The sequence below is a fragment of the Corynebacterium sp. NML 150383 genome (assembly GCF_002285085.1).
GTDB lineage: Bacteria > Actinomycetota > Actinomycetes > Mycobacteriales > Mycobacteriaceae > Corynebacterium > Corynebacterium gottingense.
Window position 1 is genome coordinate 396,546 of sequence record NZ_NSGK01000001.1, and the last position, 17,274, is coordinate 413,819.

A 17,274-nucleotide genomic window follows, 5' to 3' on the forward strand; every position below is an offset into this window, starting at 1 on the left:
TTCGAACACCCTGGATAAAACGGTCCATATCCGCAGGTGCCGTGGCATAATGTCCTGCCATGAGCGATTTTGACATCCGCATGCCCTCTGGCACCGATGACCCGCTGTCGGACGCGGAGATTCAGCAGTACCGCAAGGAGATTGACCGGCTGGACCGGGTGATCCTGGACGCGGTGAAGCGCCGCTCCGAGGTCTCCCGCGCCATCGGCAAGACGCGGATGGGATCCGGCGGCACGAAGCTCGTGCACACCCGCGAGGTGGCAATCATTAACCAGTTCCGCGACGAGCTGGGCGAGGAAGGCCCTACTCTGGCCAACATCCTGCTGCGCCTGGGCCGCGGGAAGCTGGGCTAGGCACTCGCACCGCACTTTTGGCTACCGTGGGGTGAGAACGATTCGCACTTCCTTGGGAGGAATAATGACCGACATCACGTCCACGTCTGCCTGGAAAAACCTGGAAAAGCTGCACGCCGAGAAGTCGCAGACCACGCTGCGCGACCTCTTCACCGCGGACAGCAACCGCGCGACCAACCTCACCTTCGAGGCGGCAAGCCTGCACGTGGACATGTCGAAGCAGCTTATCGACGCCCCCGTGCTCGACGCCCTGACCGCGCTCGCGGAAGAAGCGGGCCTGCAGGACAAGATCGAGCAGATGTTTGGCGGCGCCCACATCAACAACACCGAGGACCGCGCCGTGCTCCACACCGCACTGCGCCTGCCGGCCGAAGCGGACCTGGAGGTCGACGGCCAGGACGTCGCCGCCGACGTCCACGAGGTCCTCGGCCGCATGCGCGATTTCGCCTCCGCCCTGCGCTCCGGCGAGTGGCTCGGCCACACCGGCCACACCATCAAGAAGGTCGTGAACATTGGCATCGGCGGCTCGGACCTGGGTCCCGCGATGGCGACCAAGGCGCTGCGCGCCTACGCCACCGCAGGTATCACCGCGGAGTTCGTGTCCAACGTCGACCCGGCAGACATGGCCGCGGTGCTGGACCGCTGCAACGCGGAGGAGACCCTATTCATCATCGCCTCCAAGACGTTCACCACGCAGGAGACGCTGACCAACGCGCACGCGGCGAAGCGCTGGCTGCTCGAGCAGTTCGACGGCGACGAGTCCGCGATTGCCAAGCACTTCGTCGCCGTATCCACGAACAAGGAGAAGGTCGCCGAATTTGGCATCGACACGACCAACATGTTCGGCTTCTGGGACTGGGTTGGCGGCCGCTACTCGGTCGACTCCGCAATCGGCCTGAGCCTCATGGCCGTGATCGGCCCGATGGACTTCATGCGCCTGCTCGAGGGCTTCCACGCCATGGACGAGCACTTCCGCACCACCGAGCTGTCCAAGAACGTCCCGGCGCTGATGGGCCTGCTCAACGTCTGGTACCGCAACTTCTACGACGTCCAGACTCACGCCGTGCTCCCCTACTCCGAGGACCTCTCCCGCTTCCCGGCGTACCTGCAGCAGCTGACCATGGAGTCCAACGGCAAGTCGGTCCGCCACGACGGCTCCCCGGTCACCTACAACACCGGCGAGATCTTCTGGGGCGAGCCGGGCACCAACGGCCAGCACGCCTTCTTCCAGCTCCTGCACCAGGGCACCACGATGGTGCCCGCGGACTTCATCGGTTTTGCCACGCCGAAGGAGGACTTCCCCACCGCCGACGGCACCGGCTCCATGCACGACCTGCTGATGGGCAACTTCTTCGCCCAAACCAAGGTGCTCGCGTTTGGCAAGGACCAGCAGACCATCGAGGCGGAGGGCGTGAGCAACGAGCTGGCCCCGCACAAGGTCATGCCGGGCAACCGCCCCACCACCACGATCCTGGCCGAGGAACTCAGCCCGTTTACCCTGGGCGCGCTCATCGCGCTCTACGAGCACATCGTGTTCACCGAGGGCGTCATCTGGGACATCAACTCCTTCGACCAGTGGGGCGTTGAGCTGGGCAAGCAGCAGGCCAACGACCTCGCAGCCGCCGTCGCGGGCAAGGAGGCACCGAACACCGGCGATGCCTCCACCGATGCACTGATTTCCTGGTACCGCAGCAAGAAGTAGGCACCCATGGGCGAGCAAATCTCCGCAGATTCCTACACCCCGCGCCAGCGCTCTGTGTACCGGAGGCGCCTGGAGGACGAGCTCGAGCTCTTCGACCGCCACCTGCAGGAGGCGGAGTTTGTCAGCCACGGCACGATCGGGCTGGAGCTGGAGCTCAACCTGGTGGACGCGGAGATGCGCCCGCACGCCAACAACCAGGCCGTGCTCGAGCGCCTCGGCGACGAGTTCCAGTCTGAAATCGGCGCCTACAACGTCGAGCTCAACCACCCGCCGCTGTCCATTGCGGGCGACGGCCTGACCACGCTCGAGGAGGGGCTCAGCCGGCGCCTCAAAGAGGTGTCCGAGGCCGCGGAGGCCGCCGGCTCCACCGTCGCGATGATCGGCACCCTGCCCACCATGACCTCGAAGTTCCTCAAAAACCCGGCGTGGATGACGCCGGAGAACCGCTACGCGGGGCTGAACAACTCCATCATGGATACCCGCGGTGAGCTCGTCCACCTCAACCTGTGGCGCGAGGAGCGCTACCGCCACAACTTCGAGGACATCGCCACCGAATCCACCTGCACGTCCATCCAGTTGCACCTGCAGGTTTCCCCCGCGCGCTTTGCCAACGCGTGGAACGCGTCCCAGGCGATCGCGGGCGTGCAGGCCGCGCTATCCGCGAACTCCCCGCTCTTTATGGGGCACCGGGTCTGGCACGAATCGCGCATCCCCGTGTTCCAGCAGTCCATCGATACGCGCACCCAGGAGCTGATTAACCAGGGCGTGCGCCCGCGTGTCTGGTTCGGCGAGCGCTGGATCACCAGCGTCTTCGACCTCTTCGAGGAGAACGTCCGGTACTTCTCCCCGCTGCTCCCGGAGGGCCGCATGCAGGCCGGCGCCCCGTTCATGAGGGGCGACAGCCCCGGGCTGCACTACCTCAACCTGCACAACGGCACGATCTGGCGCTGGAACCGCGCCATCTACGACCCGAACACGGAGCTCTCCCACATCCGCGTGGAAAACCGCCTCCTGCCCGCAGGCCCCACTGTCAAGGACATCATCGCGGACGCCGCCTTCTACTACGGCATGGTCAAGGCGCTCAGCGAGCAGACCCGCCCCGTCTGGTCGCGCCTCAGCTTCGAGGACGCCGAGCGCAACTTCCACGAGGGCGCGCGCCACGGGCTCACCGCGCAGATGACCTGGCCGACGCTGGGCAGTATTGACGTCACGGAGCTCGTCGCAAAGCACCTGCTGCCCCTCGCCCACGAGGGTTTGGAGCTTCTCGACGTCGCACCCCACCTCGCCGACGAATACCTCGGCATCATCGAGGGCCGAGCCCGCACGCGCCAAAACGGGGCGATGTGGCAGCTCAACGCGCTCAACTCCATCGCCCCGCAGTCGCGGCCGGCCACCAAGGAGCGCGGCGACGCGCTCGCCCGCGTGCTCAGGCAATACGTAGCAAACCAGCAGTCCGGCGCGCCTGTGCACACTTGGTCCTTGGAGGTCTCGTAGGGCACAATAAGCGTTTAGCTTCGGCCCAAATGGAATACAAGGAGTAGCCGTGCAAGGAATCATCGACTGGATCATCCACCTCATGGAGATCCTCGGCGGCCCGGGCGTTGGCATCGCCATCCTGCTAGAAAACCTCTTCCCGCCAATCCCATCTGAGGTGGTCCTCCCGCTCGGCGGCTTCACCGTGGCGCAGGGCTCCCTGTCCTTCGCCTCCGTGCTCATCTGGTCCATCGTCGGCTCCGTCGTCGGCGCGTACCTCCTCTACGGCATCGGCGCCTGGCTGGGTGCCGCCCGCCTGCGCAAGATCGCGGACTGGATGTGGCTGGTCAAAGCCTCCGACGTGGATGCGTCGCTGAAATTCTTTGACAAGTACGGCAGGACCTCCGTATTCATCGGCCGCCTCATCCCGGGCATCCGTTCCCTGATCTCCATCCCCGCCGGCCTGGACCGCATGAGCCTGCTCACGTTTGGTATCTGGACCACGCTCGGCTCCGCGATCTGGAACACCATCCTGGTCTCCCTCGGCTACGCGCTCGGCGACCGGTGGGAGGAGGTCACCGGGTACGTCGATGCGTATTCCAAGGTCATCTACGTCATTCTCATCCTGATCATCGTCGGCTTCCTCGCCTTCTTCATCCGCCGCGCCATGAAGGAGCGCAAGGAAGGCGCCCCCGCCCAGTAGCGGCTCACGGCGCGGGCTGGCACCGCGGGCACCACCAGATCACGCGCTCCAGGTCACCCTCGCCCCCGAGAAACCCCTTGGTAATGAGCGTGCCGCAGCGCCTGCACGGTTTCCGGTTCCTCCCAAACACGTAGCTCGTCTCGCCCGCACGCCTGATCCCGGTGGTCACGCGCACGGGCGAGTCTTTGTTTGCCCACATCAGCCGGCGCGCAAGGGCCACATGCTTTGCGACGTCCACGTCCCCCACATTCAACGCCGGGTGGGTCCCCGCCAGAAAGTTGATCTCGGCGCGGTACTCGTTGCCGATCCCGGCGAGGTTGCGCTGATCCAACAGCGCCCGCCCGATCTCCATGTCCGGGTCCGCCTCGATGCGGCGGATCGCCTCGGCGGCGTCGAAGTCATCGGCAAGCAGGTCCGGGCCCAGATACCCCATCTCCTGGGGGTACTCGCGGGCCGGGAAGACCCGGACGAGTCCGAGCCAAAACCCGACGAGCTCGATGTCGGGGGCGGGGGCGTCGGCAAGCGAGAGCACGACGCGGGCGGCATGCCCCGGCTTGCGCCACCGCTGGCCCGCCCGGTGGAAGGCCCAGGTGCCCTCCATCTTCAGGTGGGTGTGCAGGATCTGCGCCGCGTGGCCGGGCGCGCCGAACTGCATAAACAGGTGCTTGCCGTAGGGCCACACGCGCTCGCAGGTCATGCCGGTGAAGTCGACCGTGGCGTAGCGGGGCACGCGCAGGCTCGTGCGCGTGACCTCCCGGCCGGTCATCCACTGCAGGCGCTTGGACAGCTGGTAGACGGAATCCCCTTCAGGCATGGTGCGATTCTAGGCCCCGGGGGCGCTAGTCGCGGGTTAGGTACGGAGTTGGTGCAGCGGGAAGGTGACAATCCCGTCGTCGAGCGGAGCTGTGATGCCTGTGCCCGTGATCACCGCGCTAAACGTTGGAGGTCCGGATTCGTGATCTATCGAGGCGATCGCCTTTTTCAGCGAGGCTACGCCTCGCTCAACCCCACTGAACCCAGTTTTCACTTCGACAGCACCCCAGCGCCCATCAGGCAGTGTGAGCACCGCATCGATCTCGTTGCCGTTTGAGTCCCGGTAGTGGTAGATGGAACCTCCCATTGCTTCGATCATGACTGCGAGGTCGTGGATCACGGCCGATTCGAAGAGAAGGCCCACTGTCTCAGGATCCGCGGTCAATGAGGCGGATGTTGCTCCGAGTGCCGCAATGGCTAGCCCGGGATCGGCCAGATGATACTTGGGCGAGACACGCAACCTCGCTTTCGAGCGGAGCCGCGGGGCCCATGCGGAGACCGCCTCCACGACAAAGATCCGCTGCAGACTGTCGAGGAGTTTCGTCACCGTCGGTAGCGAGATTCCTGGACTTACCGTATCCAAATCCTTTCGCAGTGTGGAGACGGAAACTTCCCCAGAAACGGACCTTGCGATTGCCGCAATCAGCCGCTCTGTAGCAAGTGGAGTCACGCGCAAGTCCGCCACGCGGTGCATGTCCGAACGCGCCGCCTCCGACAGGTATCCGTGTAACTGGGCCAACACGATCTGCTCATTTCCGGTCTGGAATCCCGGAAACCCCGGAGTGAGCAGATTTTGGATGACATGGGTGTAGGAAATCTGACCAGCGTCGGGGGTGACCGGCTCCCCCTGTAGGAGTCCAGCCAGCGATACAACGGGGGCGTAATCTGCCTTCTCACACAGCGTGAGTGTGCGTTGCCGAAGCCGAAGAAATCGAGCCGCACCGGTATGTCGAGTAATGCTATCCGCAGGAACCGCTGAACCGGCTAAAATAAATTGTCCAGCTGCTGCTGCTAGGTCCACTTCTCGTCGGGCGAGATTAAACAGGTCGGGGGCAGCTTGCCACTCATCGAGGAGCCGCGGTCGAGGACCGTCTATCACCGCGGCCGGCGCGAGTTTCGCAATGTGGTTTGTCGCCGGGTCATCGATAAGCGCATACGACGCACAGTGGTGGAGCCCTGTCATCGTCTTCCCGCACCCGCGAGGTCCTTCAATAATCACTGCACCGCTCGCCTCGAGCAGAAACTCAAGCCGCTTATCGACGATTCTCGGGCGGTATCGACGGCCAGCCAGCTGTTGTGTATCCAAAACTCCCCCTGTTTTACATATTGCAGGATTTATACTTTATGTTTTGCAGACATCGTACTTGATGTTTTGCAGATTTTTGGCGCGCTAATCGTCGAAGCTGAGCCCCTCGGCAGGCGCGCGCGCCTCGTCCATCTCCCCCAGCGCCTCGGCCACGCTCCTGCCCCGCCGCTTCGGCGGCGCCGCAGCTTTCGCGCCAATCTTCACGCCCTTGTGCGTCACCCGCGCCCCGTAGTCGCGCAGGCCAAACGCTGGGCCACCATTGAGCTTCTCGACGCCCACGGGCTGCATCCGCCCGGCGCGCACCGCCTCATCCAACGCACCGATGACCAGCGGGAGCGGGTCGCCCACCCCCTCTGGGAAGCCGTCGAAGAATGTGGTCATGGTTTTGCCGCCGCGGGTGATGTGGGCGGCGAGGAGGCCGTCGATAAGCACGACGATGGCCCCTGCTGCCCTCGTCGGTCCCTGCACGGGCCACGGCAGGGCGGCGCCGTAAGGGTTGGCGGGGTCGGTGGCGGCGAGCACGTGGACGTGTGGTTCGCGGGTTCCGGATGGCCAGCCGATGATGTCGTCGGAATCCGCGTGCCCGCGCAGCCGGTCGATGGTGGCCGGGGTGGAAAACTGCGCCGCGCCGAGGCCCTCGATGAGGTAGCCGCGCATCGCCTTGCCGGAGGATTCGAAGCCGGACAGCGTCTTGTAGGCCAGCGCGAAGCCGCCGAGGATGTCCTCTGCCACGACGGAGCCGCGGGTGACCACGCCGTAACGGTCGAGCAGGCTCTCCCCCAGCGCGACGGAGCGGCGCGTGGCGTCGGTGTCCGCGCGGGGTGTCGCGGCCCAGCGCCCCACCATGTCCGGCGGCGTGGTGCTGGCGAAGGAGGTGCGCCCCGAGCGGATGCGGCTGCGCTGCGGGCGGCGCCGCGTGCGGTGCGCCGACTTGCCTTTGCCACCGGCGAGGCGGGCGCGGATGGGCGCGAAGGAGTCGGGTGAAACGCTGCCGGCCTCGACGAGGTCCCACATGGCCTCGCGCAGCTCCTCGGCAGTCGTGGTGCGCTCGGTGACGGGGCCTAGCAGGTCCGCGAACAGGTAGCCGCCGCCTCCGCGGATGCGCTCCATCACCTGCGTCTGCGTGAGGCTGAGTTGTGGTTCATCCACCTGCGGCATGAGCTGCTCGGCGTAGTCGGCGGGCAGCAGCATGATCCACGGGTCACGCGCGCCGGCCTTGCCCGCGCCGACGATGAGGATTTCGCCGCCCGCGGTGAGCTCGTCGAGCATTACCGGCGAGTAGTCGCCCACGCGCGAGGGCAGAATGTGCGACTCCCACGCGCTGGCGGGCAGGCGTACTCCGGCTAGTTGCTCAAGCACGGTGAACACGCCGTCCGCGCCGCGGAGTGCCGGACGCACGCCTGCTGGGGCCACGTTGTGCCAGGCCGGCAAGAAACGCCCGTAGGCGGACTGCGTCACCGGCTGGGTTTGCGCTCGGGCCACCGCCAGCGAGCGCGAACGGATGATGCGCAAGACTTCGGCGGCGACGTACTCTTCCTCGTCCACGCCCTGGCGGTAGCGCCCCGGGATCACCTTGTCCTGGTCCACCAGTCTGGTCAAGGGTTCGTGGGCCGCTCCCACCGCAAGCCCGAAGGCGTCGGCCAGGTCGCGCAAGGTAAACGGCCCTCGGGTGCGTACCCAGCGCCCGACCAGCTGCTGCAGCGCGTCCGGGATGGTGGCCACTTGTGCTGCCACCCCGGGCGGGACGGGGATGCCCAGGCCGTCGCGAAGCAGCGGGGCGTCAAGCGTTTGCGCGATGTGCTCGCGCCCGCCGATGCGCACCCGCATCACCCGGCCGTGCAGGCTCTCCTCCAGCGTGGTCAGGGGGACGTCGGTGTAGTCAGCGAGCGCGTCCACGGCGACTGGCCCCACCATCCGCAGGGTGTCGGCGAACTGCTCGCTGGTTTTCGCGCGGCCCAGGCGGCGGAGTTTCGCGTCGGTTTCGGCGATCACGTCGGCGTCGAGAAGCTCCCGCAGCTCCACGGTGCCCAAGAGCTTGGCCAGCAACGACGGGTCGAGCGAGAGGGCGGCGGCGCGCTTTTCGGCGAGCGGGGTGTCGCCCTCGTACATGAAGGCGCCGGTGTAGTTGAACAGCAGCGAGGAGGCGAACGGGCTCGGCTGGTCCGTGGTCACCTCCGCGATGCGGATGCGGCGCGTGGACAGCTCGCGCACGACCTCCTGGAGCGCGGGCAGGTCGTAGACGTCCTGGAGGCACTCGCGGACCGTCTCCAAGATGATGGGGAACGACGGGTAGTTGCGCGCGACGTCGAGCAGCTGCTCCGCGCGCTGGCGCTGCTGCCACAGTGGCGCGCGCTTGCCCGGGTTACGGCGCGGCAGGAGCAGGGCGCGGGCGGCGCACTCGCGGAAGCGGGCCGCGAACAGGGCGGAGTTGCCGACCTGCTCGGTGACGATGTCGGCGATCTCGTCAGCGTCGAATTGGAAGAGCGACCCGTCCGGCTCCTTCTCCCCCTGCGGCAGGCGCAGCACAATGCCGTCGTCGCCCGCGACGGCTTGGGCGTCCATGCCGGTCTCCTGTGCGACGCGCCAGCCGGTGGCCAGCGCCCAGGCGGCGTTAACGCCCTTGCCAAAGGGGGTGTGCAGGACCACGCGCCAGTCGCCCAGCTCGTCGGTGAAACGCTCGAGCACCAGCGTCTGCTCGTCCGGCAGCACGCCGGTGGCTTCCTCCTGCTCCTGCAGGTAGGCGACGAGGTTGGTGCGGGCGAACTCGTCGAGCGCCGGGTCGATGCCCTCGCCCGAGCGCGCCTGGCGGCGGAACTCGCCGAGCGCCTTGCCCAGCTCGTATGGGCGACCCAGGCCGTCGCCGTTCCAGAACGGGAGCCGGCCCGTGTGGCCGGGCGCGGGCGTGACCTGCACCTGGTCGCGGGTGATGTTCTCGATGCGCCAGCTCGACGCGCCGAGGGTAAACACGTCGCCCACGCGAGACTCGTAGACCATCTCCTCGTCCAGCTCGCCGACGCGGCGGGGTGCTTTGTCGTCGGCACCGAGCAAGAACACGCCGAACATGCCGCGGTCCGGGATCGTGCCCGCGTTCGTCACCGCCACGCGCTGCGCGCCCGGCCGGGCTTTCAGCGTCGTGCCCTCCAGAATGGCGCGGGGCCGAAGCTCCGCGAAGTCGGTCGACGGGTAGACCCCAGTGACCAGGTCGATCACGGAGTCGAAAACTTCGCGCGCCAGGTCCCGGTAGGGCCAGGCGCGGCGCACAGTGTCGAACCAATCGTCTACGTCAAGGTCCTCGAACGCGACCGCGGCGACCGTCTGCTGCGCGAGCACGTCCAGCGGGCTGCGCGGGGTGTGCAGCTCCTCGATCGCGCCCTCGCGCATCCGCGGCACCGTCACCGCAGTTTGCACCAGGTCGGAGCGGTGCTTGGGGTAGAAGCTGCCCTGCGAGACCGCGCCCACGGTGTGCCCGGCGCGGCCGACACGCTGCAACCCAGAGGCCACTGACGGCGCCGATTCGACCTGGATCACCAGGTCCACCGCGCCCATGTCGATGCCCAGCTCAAGCGACGAGGTGGAAATCACCGCGCGTAGCGAGCCCTCCTTGAGCATCGTCTCGGTCTGCAGCCGCTCGTCTTTGGACACGCTGCCGTGGTGGGCGCGCGCGATAACTTGCTCCGCGTGGCCCGCCGTGTCCACCGACTTCATCAGCTGCGCGGGTGGCCGCCGGGTCTGCGGCGAGAGTGCGTTCGGGTCGTGCTCTTTCGCCCACAGCTCGTTGAGCTGGCTGGTCAGTCGCTCCGCGGTGCGTCGGGAGTTGACGAAGACGATCGTGGAGCGGTGCGCCATCACCTCGTCGTACACGGCGCGCTCGATGTGTGGCCAGATGGATTTCGCGGCGCCCGGTGGTGGGGGCTCGGTGGCGTCGTCAAGCAAAAGCTTTTCGACGTCACCCTCAATCACGGCCTCCCCAATCATGGAAGCATCCTCCGGCACCGGCAGGTCCGACATGTCCTCGACGGGGACGTGAACGTCCAGCTGCCAGCGCTTCTCCGCGGGCGGATTGATGATGGTGGTCTTGTCGCCCAGGAAGTTCGCCACCGCCTCCAGCGGGCGCACCGTGGCGGACAGGCCGATGCGCTGGAAGTTCCCCGCGACGCGGCGCAGGCGCTCGAGCGAGAGCGTGAGGTGCACGCCGCGCTTCGTGCCGGCCAGCGCGTGAATCTCGTCCACGATCACGGTGTCGACAGTTTTGAGGATGCCCGCCGCCTTGGAAGTGAGCATGAGGTAGAGCGACTCAGGTGTAGTAATGAGGATGTCAGGCGGCTTCCGCAGCTGGCGGTTGCGCTCCGCCTGCGGGGTGTCGCCCGATCGCACGCCGACGGAGATGTCCGGCATATCGCGCCCTATGCGCTGGGCCACGCGGGCGATCCCGCCGAGCGGCGCGCGCAAGTTGTTCTCCACGTCCACACCCAGCGCCTTCAAAGGGGAGATGTAGAGAACGCGCACACCGCCGTGGGTGGAGGACTGCGCACCGTCGATAGGCAGGGCCTGCTGGCCCGCGCGCTCGACCAGCGAGTTCAGCGACCAGAGGAAGGCCGCGAGCGTTTTACCCGAGCCGGTGGGGGCGACCACCAGGGCGTTCTCCCTGTCCGCGATGGCGCGCCACGCCCCCTGCTGTACAGGGGTCGGTTCCGCGAAGACCTCCGAAAACCAGGTGACCACCTGGGGGTGGAAGCGGTTGAGGATCTCCGTGCTCATGGCTGCAAGGATAACGGGCCGTCAACTGCGGTAGTGTTTGAACTATGACTGCGCAGTATTCAGACTCCCGGCTGACCAACCTGATTGCCCAAGGCACCGGCGAGATCCTCAAGGGGATCCGCGGCGTCGGCTTGCTGCGAGGGCGCGAACTCGGTGAGGCGGGCGATGACCTGGCCCAGAACTGGATCGCCCGCGTGCTGGAGCAGCACCGCCCGGGCGACGGATTCCTCTCCGAAGAAGCTGCGGATGACCAGACCCGCCTGAGCAACAAGCGTGTGTGGATCGTGGACCCGCTCGACGGCACCAAGGAGTTCGCCACCGGCCGCCAGGACTGGGCTGTGCACATCGCGCTCGTGGAAGACGGCGTGCCCACCCACGCCGCGGTCGGCCTGCCGGACCTGGGCGTGGTGTTCAAGTCCTCTGACGTGCGCCACGTCGCCGGCCCCTTTGCCAAGAAGATTGCAATCTCCCGCAACCGCCCGCCGGCCGTGGCGGAGGCAGTGGCGGACGCGCTCGGGTTTGAAACTGCGAAGGTGGGCTCCGCCGGCGCGAAAGCGATGCACGTCCTGCTTGGTGATTATGACGCCTACGTCCACGCCGGCGGGCAGTACGAGTGGGACCAGGCCGCGCCGGTGGGCGTGTCCCTGGCCGCGGGCCTGCACTGCTCCCGCCTCGACGGCTCCCCGCTGCGCTTTAACAACAAGGACACCTACGTGCCCGACGTGCTCATCTGCCGCCCGGAGATCGCGGACGACATCCTCGCCGCCTGCGCGAAGTACCACGACGAGCACGGCAGCTACGAGGGGGTCGCAACGAAGTGACGGTCCCCACCCCGTACGAGGACCTGCTGCGCGAGATCTCCGAACACGGCAAGGCGAAGGGTGACCGCACCGGCACCGGCACGGTGAGCCTGTTCGGCCGCCAGCTGCGCTACGACTTGGCCGACTCCTTCCCGCTGCTGACCACCAAGAAGGTCTTTTTCAAAGGTGTCGTCGGCGAGCTGCTCTGGTTCCTGCGCGGCGAGTCCAACATCGCCTGGCTCAAGGACAACGGCATCCGCATCTGGAACGAGTGGGCCGACGAGGACGGCGAGCTCGGCCCGGTCTACGGTGTGCAGTGGCGCTCCTGGCCCACACCCGACGGGACACACGTGGACCAGATCGCGGAGGCGCTGCGGACGCTGAAGGAGAACCCGGATTCGCGTCGCAACATCGTTTCCGCCTGGAACGTCGCCGAGCTGGACAAGATGGCGCTCCTACCCTGCCACCTGCTCTTCCAGCTCTACGTGGTGGATGGGACGCTGAGCATGCAGGTCTACCAGCGCTCGGCCGACATGTTCCTCGGCGTGCCCTTCAACATCGCCTCCTACGCGCTGCTCACGCACATGTTCGCCCAGCAGGCAGATCTCAAGGTTGGCGAGCTCATCTGGACCGGCGGCGACTGCCACATCTACAACGACCACATCGAGCAGGTGCGCGAGCAGCTCTCCCGCGAGCCGCGCCCGTACCCGCAGCTCAAGCTGCGCAAAGCGGAGTCGATGTTTGATTACGACTTCGACGACATCGAGGTGGAGGGCTACGACCCGCACCCGACGATCAAGGCGCAGGTGTCCGTCTAGTGCTGGGCGCAATCTGGGCGCAATCGCTCGACGGCGTCATCGGCGACGGCACCGGCATGCCCTGGGACGTGCCGGAGGACCTGAAGTTCTTCAAAGAGGTCACCATGGGCCACCCGGTCATCATGGGGCGCAAGACATGGGAGTCGTTGCCGAAGAAACCGCTGCCAGGCCGCCCAAACCATGTGCTTAGCTCGCGCGAAGCGGGCGCGTGGTCGGACGGGGCGTTCGTGTCTCCCGATCTTCCCGACCTGAAGACGGACGCGTGGATCATCGGTGGTGGCCAGATCTACGAAGCCACGCTCGACGAGGTCGACGTCGTCGAGCTCACGCTTATCGACGCCCGCGTGGCCGATTCCCTCCCCCACCCGGTCTATGCACCCCGCCTCGGCGCCGAATTTGCGCTCGTGCGCGACGGCGAGTGGAATATTTCCCGAACTGGCACCCGCTTTAAGCACCAACGATTTGAAAGGACCGACTCGTAGCATGACTGCGACCCCCGAAACCAACGCTCACGTGACCGTCTTCGCCACCAGCTGGTGCCCGTTCTGCGCGAAGCTGCGCCAGAACCTGGACCGCACCGAGACGCCCTACGACGTGGTAGACGTCGAGGCCGCCGGCAACGAGGACGCGGCCGCATGGGTGGAGTCCGTCAACGACGGCAACCGCGTCGTGCCGACCGTGCTCTACTCCGACGGCACCCACGCGACGAACCCGCCCGCATCCGCCGTGCGCGAGAAGCAGGCCGAGCTCGCCGGTGCGTAGCTGATTTTCTGTGCCGCGCGCGGGTGCGGTACGCTCGCACCAATGCCCTAGTAGCTCAGTGGATAGAGCACGGCTCTCCTAAAGCCGGTGTCGGAGGTTCGATTCCTCTCTGGGGCGCTCTTGTCCTCAGTCGCGACATAGTTGACAACTCAGTCGCGACATGGTGGACAAACCGGTGCCTCGGTTTTTATTTTTCCGAGGCACCGGTTTTGTGTTTTAGGTCAGTGGGGGTTGGCCTTTTCGCCAGTATGGTTTTTGGTAGTTGCGGGAAGTGTCGATGTAGTGCTCGGCGATGATTTCGCCGGTCTCTTTTAACCCCCTCACGTTGTACAAAGCCCTAGGTGTACTGACCTCAGGGCTACAAGCCTTGCAGCGCGCCTCGGCTGCCTATGCATGAGAACGAAACTCCTGGAGCGTCCAGGAAAGACGCGCTCCGGAGCGTTCCTCGCCGAGACAGACCCGTACAGTGTCATTAGTTCGCCGGTGGTTTGCCCCAGTCAGGGCGCTTGGTTAGGTGCCACGACCCGCACGAGGGGCATTCGTAGATCCGCAGCGGCCCTGCCCGTCGCGACCATTTCAGTGCTACATGCACGGCGTCATCATAGTGCTCGTATTCGCGTTTACCAGTTTCGGAGCACAGTACGCGTTCGACTGGCGGCTTCTTCGACCTCCTCCGATGGTGCTTCATCACACAATGATTCTAAACTTCAGGTGTAACTGGCTCCTGTAGGTGACTGATGATGGTGGCAGCAACTACGAGCGCTGCGGCACCGAAGACTCCACCGGCGACCGCGACGGCTCTGCGGAAGCCTGTGAGGAACGCTCCACTGGCGACCATTTCGCCGAGGACTGCGACGCCGACGACGCTGCCGGTCTGGCGGGCGGCATTGATGACTCCTCCTGCGATGCCGACATGTTCCGGCGGGGCCGAGGCCACTGCGGCCGAGGTCGCGGCCGGCATCGCGAAGGCCATCCCGAATCCAGCCGTGAAGGTCAACACCGCGACCACCACGTAAGGGGTTTCTGCGGTGAGCAGCACGAGGCTGCTGAAGCCGATCGTGCCGACTACCAGGCCGGTGAGCATGGTGGGGAACGCGCCCCACCGGGCGACGGCACGGCCGCCCAGCGGTGACGCGACCACGGCGCTGCACGCCTGTGGTGCCAGCGCGAGGCCTGCCAGCCACGGCTCGTATCCCAGGTACTGCTGGAAGAAGAGGGAGAGCACGAAGAGTTGTCCGAAGAAGCTGAAGTTGAGCGCGAGCCCTACCATTGCGGCCACGGAGAACCGGGCACGAGTGAACAAGGCCATCGGCAGCATCGGGTCCGGGTGTCGTCGCTCTGCGATGATGAACAGGGCGAGGAAGACGCCCCCGGCGATCAGCACGGCTACCTGCCAGGGTGACCATCCGTGTTCGCCTGCGGTGATGACTGTATAGGTTACTGCCACCAGCGTGAGCACGGAGAGCACCTGTCCGGGTAGGTCCACCCGTCTCGCGCGACTGCCCGTGAGCACGGGAATTGCCCACAAGGTGAGCAGACAGCCGATCGCGACGATGGGGAGGTTGACCCAGAACACCGCCCGCCACCCGATCGCCGACACCAGCGCTCCGCCCAGGACCGGTCCGATCGCGGCGGCAACACCTCCTGCGCCGCCCCACAGCCCGATGGCGCGTGCTCGTTCCTTCGGATCGTCGTACACAGCCGACAGCAATGCCAGAGAGCCCGGCACGATCGCTGCCGCGCCCACGCCCTGGACGGCGCGACCAGCGACGAGGAACCCGCCTGTGGGAGCGAGGGCGCACACGGCCGAGAGCACAGCAAAGACCACCAGGCCAGCGAGGTAGACCCTGCGGGCCCCAAGACGGTCGCATGCGGCCCCAGCTGTGAGAAGGAACGCGGCGAACACGAGGGTGTAAGCGTCGACGACCCACTGCAGTGAGCCCACCGTCATGTCGAGGTCAGTGCCGATCTCGGCGAGGGCGACATTGACGATGGTCGTATCGAGCATGACGATGAAGAAACCAAGGAGGGTCGCGACCAGCGCCGTGCGCCGATGCGCGGTCATACGCGAGACTCCAGCGAAGCCTCGGCGGGCGGGTGGCCGAAGTAGGTGCGCTTGCTCAGGTCTTGATCCCAGGTCCGGTAGGACCGGTCCAGCAGTGTCGGCAGCACCAGATCGAACAGGCGCCAGGACGCGGCGAAGTGCATGTCCCGGATCTCGGCCTTGTTGCGGCCGATCGTGTCTCGCCCGGCGCCGTACTGGCGTTGCACGTTAGTCAGGTCGAAGTGGTCGGGATCGGCCAGTTTCAGGTTGAGTGCGCCCATGCGCACCAGGCGGGCGGCTGCGGCACCGCCGATGCCCCCGGTGCCGACGATGCCGATCACGGCATCGCGCAACCGTGCTTGGCGTTCACGCTGTTCCTCGGTGGTGTCGCCGAGCCAACCCAGGTTGCGGTCAACGCGTTCCCAGTAGAAGTCCTCATCGTAGTGCCCGCGTAGCCGTTGGCGGTCCCCGTTCATCGCGATCGCTCCCTTCGTCTCCTGATGCAATGAATCTGGTGAGTTCAGGCTACGCCTGCGATTGTTCGGTCGTCACCGAACAGTTCCGGGTGCACACTGGAGGCATGGTTGCGCGCGTGTTTCCTGAAGCGGTCCCGGATATCTCGACAGTCGCGTCGGCTCTGGCTGACTCGTCGCGGGCGGCCATGTGTGCTGCGCTCATGGACGGGCGGGCCTGGACGGTTGGTGAACTGGGCAGGTACGCGGGCCTGGCCCGGTCGACGGCGAGCGAGCATGTTGACGTGCTCGTCACCCGCGGTCTCGTCCACGACATTCGGCAGGGCCGGCACCGCTACATTCGCCTGGCCGGGGAAGACATCGCACGAGTGGTCGAGAGCCTTGGCGTGGTCGCCCGCTCGCCCCTGCCCACTCCTCACAGCCTCAGCGCGTCACGGGCGAATGCGAACCTACGTGAAGGCCGCACCTGTTATCAGCACCTCGCCGGTAAGCTCGGGGTGCGCCTGGCTGAACAACTGGAAGAGCACGAGTTCATCGACTCGCACTGTCAGGTCACTAATCAAGGTCATCGCTTGTTCATACAGTGGGGTGTGCCCCCGAAGATGCTCGACACGGGCAGGTCGTGCATGGACTCCACCGAACGCCGCTTCCACCTCGCCGGCCCTCTCGGCACGGGAATCTGCAAGACTCTGCTGGATAAGGAATGGCTTTCCCGCAGGGGTCGTACCCGGGCCGTGCGTCTCACTCCCGCCGGGCGGGCAGCGCTCAACGACGCGGGGATCTCCCTCAATTAGCCGTCCCTGAGGGCTTCAGTCGTTCTTTGGCACCGGCGTGACCTTTCGGACGATCGAAAGCCGGTGTCGGAGGTTCGATTCCTCTCTGGGGCGCAAAATCCCCCGATGACCTGCATAAATAGGTCAACGGGGGTTGCTTCTTACCCGCGGACGTTGCTGCCTATCACCGTCGGCAGGACCAGCGGCGACTCACCGAGCAGCGCTTCCAGGTTGCCGTCGCGCTCGACCGCGCTCGTCACCGCCTTCACCTTGGCGTTCGGCTTCCCTTTCTTGTCGGCGCCGCGGGCCGCACCCATGGGCCCGGCAGCCATCGCGCCGCCGCGGCTCCCCGCCGCGTTACCGCCGGTGCCGCCCGCTGCGCCCTGCGCGAGACCCGGTGCTCCATTCCCGCCCGCGCCAGGCATGCCGTTGCCAGCTCCGGACAGCGGGCGACCCGCCATCCCGGCCCCTGCGCCCAGTGCGCCGCCGACGCCCG

The 17,274-nt window shown here is 66.2% G+C and carries 15 protein-coding genes and 1 tRNA gene; 10 read left to right on the forward strand and 6 right to left on the reverse strand.

The window, feature by feature from the left end; genetic code table 11:
- Window positions 1–59 precede the first annotated feature (59 nt).
- The 4 genes from CKJ85_RS01905 (at window position 60) to CKJ85_RS01920 (ending at window position 4,231) form a co-directional block, all read left to right on the forward strand.
- Window positions 60–353, forward strand: coding sequence for a chorismate mutase (locus CKJ85_RS01905; protein ID WP_095277083.1), 294 nt, complete (start codon window positions 60–62; stop codon window positions 351–353).
- A 64-nt stretch (window positions 354–417) separates the two neighbouring features.
- A complete protein-coding gene (pgi, locus tag CKJ85_RS01910) occupies window positions 418–2,055 on the forward strand; it encodes a glucose-6-phosphate isomerase (RefSeq protein WP_095553238.1) in 1,638 nt (545 codons plus the stop codon).
- A gap of 6 nt (window positions 2,056–2,061) precedes the next feature.
- On the forward strand, window positions 2,062–3,549 hold the full coding sequence (locus CKJ85_RS01915; protein WP_095553239.1) for a glutamate-cysteine ligase family protein: 1,488 nt from the start codon (window positions 2,062–2,064) through the stop codon (window positions 3,547–3,549).
- 49 nt (window positions 3,550–3,598) lie between these two features.
- The gene (locus CKJ85_RS01920) at window positions 3,599–4,231 is read left to right on the forward strand and encodes a DedA family protein (RefSeq protein WP_095277091.1); all 633 of its coding nucleotides are present in this window, start codon (window positions 3,599–3,601) and stop codon (window positions 4,229–4,231) included.
- 4 nt (window positions 4,232–4,235) lie between these two features.
- On the opposite strand, the gene CKJ85_RS01925 is transcribed toward CKJ85_RS01920, so the two are convergent.
- From CKJ85_RS01925 to CKJ85_RS01935, 3 genes are all read right to left on the reverse strand, one after another.
- Window positions 4,236–5,045, reverse strand: a complete 810-nt coding sequence (locus CKJ85_RS01925) for a DNA-formamidopyrimidine glycosylase family protein (protein ID WP_095553240.1) — start codon at window positions 5,043–5,045, stop codon at window positions 4,236–4,238.
- A gap of 36 nt (window positions 5,046–5,081) precedes the next feature.
- Entirely contained in the window at window positions 5,082–6,350 is a 1,269-nt protein-coding gene (locus CKJ85_RS01930) for an ATP-binding protein (protein ID WP_233126908.1), read from the reverse strand.
- 84 nt (window positions 6,351–6,434) lie between these two features.
- Window positions 6,435–11,108 (reverse strand): ATP-dependent helicase, encoded by a 4,674-nt coding sequence (locus CKJ85_RS01935; protein WP_095553242.1) that lies wholly within the window; start codon window positions 11,106–11,108, stop codon window positions 6,435–6,437.
- Window positions 11,109–11,152: 44 nt separating this feature from the next.
- Between CKJ85_RS01935 and CKJ85_RS01940 the strand changes: the two genes are divergently transcribed.
- From CKJ85_RS01940 to CKJ85_RS01960, 5 genes are all read left to right on the forward strand, one after another.
- The gene (locus tag CKJ85_RS01940; protein ID WP_095535766.1) at window positions 11,153–11,929 is read left to right on the forward strand and encodes a 3'(2'),5'-bisphosphate nucleotidase CysQ; all 777 of its coding nucleotides are present in this window, start codon (window positions 11,153–11,155) and stop codon (window positions 11,927–11,929) included.
- Window positions 11,926–12,726 carry a thymidylate synthase gene (locus CKJ85_RS01945; protein WP_095553243.1) on the forward strand — a complete coding sequence of 267 codons (801 nt, stop codon included), beginning with the start codon at window positions 11,926–11,928 and terminating at the stop codon, window positions 12,724–12,726. The genes CKJ85_RS01940 and CKJ85_RS01945 overlap by 4 nt, the downstream gene beginning before the upstream one ends.
- On the forward strand, window positions 12,726–13,208 hold the full coding sequence (locus tag CKJ85_RS01950; RefSeq protein ID WP_095553244.1) for a dihydrofolate reductase: 483 nt from the start codon (window positions 12,726–12,728) through the stop codon (window positions 13,206–13,208). Before CKJ85_RS01945 ends, CKJ85_RS01950 begins: the two co-directional genes overlap by 1 nt.
- Window position 13,209: 1 nt before the next feature.
- Complete coding sequence (locus tag CKJ85_RS01955) at window positions 13,210–13,488, forward strand: mycoredoxin (RefSeq protein WP_095277107.1); 279 nt, start codon at window positions 13,210–13,212, stop codon at window positions 13,486–13,488.
- A 44-nt stretch (window positions 13,489–13,532) separates the two neighbouring features.
- Window positions 13,533–13,605 (forward strand) — tRNA-Arg (locus CKJ85_RS01960).
- Window positions 13,606–14,188: 583 nt separating this feature from the next.
- On the opposite strand, the gene CKJ85_RS01970 is transcribed toward CKJ85_RS01960, so the two are convergent.
- On the reverse strand, window positions 14,189–15,553 hold the full coding sequence (locus CKJ85_RS01970; protein ID WP_095553245.1) for an MFS transporter: 1,365 nt from the start codon (window positions 15,551–15,553) through the stop codon (window positions 14,189–14,191).
- Window positions 15,550–16,008, reverse strand: coding sequence for a ThiF family adenylyltransferase (locus tag CKJ85_RS01975; protein ID WP_095537752.1), 459 nt, complete (start codon window positions 16,006–16,008; stop codon window positions 15,550–15,552). Before CKJ85_RS01975 ends, CKJ85_RS01970 begins: the two co-directional genes overlap by 4 nt.
- Window positions 16,009–16,037: 29 nt before the next feature.
- On the opposite strand from CKJ85_RS01975, the gene CKJ85_RS01980 reads away from it, so the two are divergent.
- On the forward strand, window positions 16,038–16,799 hold the full coding sequence (locus CKJ85_RS01980) for a helix-turn-helix transcriptional regulator (RefSeq protein WP_198947124.1): 762 nt from the start codon (window positions 16,038–16,040) through the stop codon (window positions 16,797–16,799).
- 140 nt (window positions 16,800–16,939) lie between these two features.
- Here CKJ85_RS01980 and CKJ85_RS01985 read toward each other — a convergent pair whose 3' ends face one another.
- The gene (locus CKJ85_RS01985) at window positions 16,940–17,239 is read right to left on the reverse strand and encodes a hypothetical protein (RefSeq protein WP_095553246.1); all 300 of its coding nucleotides are present in this window, start codon (window positions 17,237–17,239) and stop codon (window positions 16,940–16,942) included.
- Window positions 17,240–17,274: the final 35 nt, after the last annotated feature.

Excerpts from the sequence above, each read along its gene's own strand:
- CKJ85_RS01905 (WP_095277083.1), top strand. The coding sequence starts at position 60 with ATGAGCGATTTTGACATCCGCATGCCCTCTGGCACCGATGACCCGCTG.
- pgi (WP_095553238.1), top strand. The coding sequence starts at position 418 with ATGACCGACATCACGTCCACGTCTGCCTGGAAAAACCTGGAAAAGCTG.
- CKJ85_RS01915 (WP_095553239.1), top strand. The coding sequence starts at position 2,062 with ATGGGCGAGCAAATCTCCGCAGATTCCTACACCCCGCGCCAGCGCTCT.
- CKJ85_RS01925 (WP_095553240.1), bottom strand. The coding sequence starts at position 5,045 with ATGCCTGAAGGGGATTCCGTCTACCAGCTGTCCAAGCGCCTGCAGTGG.
- CKJ85_RS01935 (WP_095553242.1), bottom strand. The coding sequence starts at position 11,108 with ATGAGCACGGAGATCCTCAACCGCTTCCACCCCCAGGTGGTCACCTGG.
- CKJ85_RS01940 (WP_095535766.1), top strand. The coding sequence starts at position 11,153 with ATGACTGCGCAGTATTCAGACTCCCGGCTGACCAACCTGATTGCCCAA.
- CKJ85_RS01955 (WP_095277107.1), top strand. The coding sequence starts at position 13,210 with ATGACTGCGACCCCCGAAACCAACGCTCACGTGACCGTCTTCGCCACC.
- CKJ85_RS01970 (WP_095553245.1), bottom strand. The coding sequence starts at position 15,553 with ATGACCGCGCATCGGCGCACGGCGCTGGTCGCGACCCTCCTTGGTTTC.
- CKJ85_RS01975 (WP_095537752.1), bottom strand. The coding sequence starts at position 16,008 with ATGAACGGGGACCGCCAACGGCTACGCGGGCACTACGATGAGGACTTC.
- CKJ85_RS01980 (WP_198947124.1), top strand. The coding sequence starts at position 16,038 with ATGAATCTGGTGAGTTCAGGCTACGCCTGCGATTGTTCGGTCGTCACC.
- CKJ85_RS01985 (WP_095553246.1), bottom strand. The coding sequence starts at position 17,239 with ATGGCGGGTCGCCCGCTGTCCGGAGCTGGCAACGGCATGCCTGGCGCG.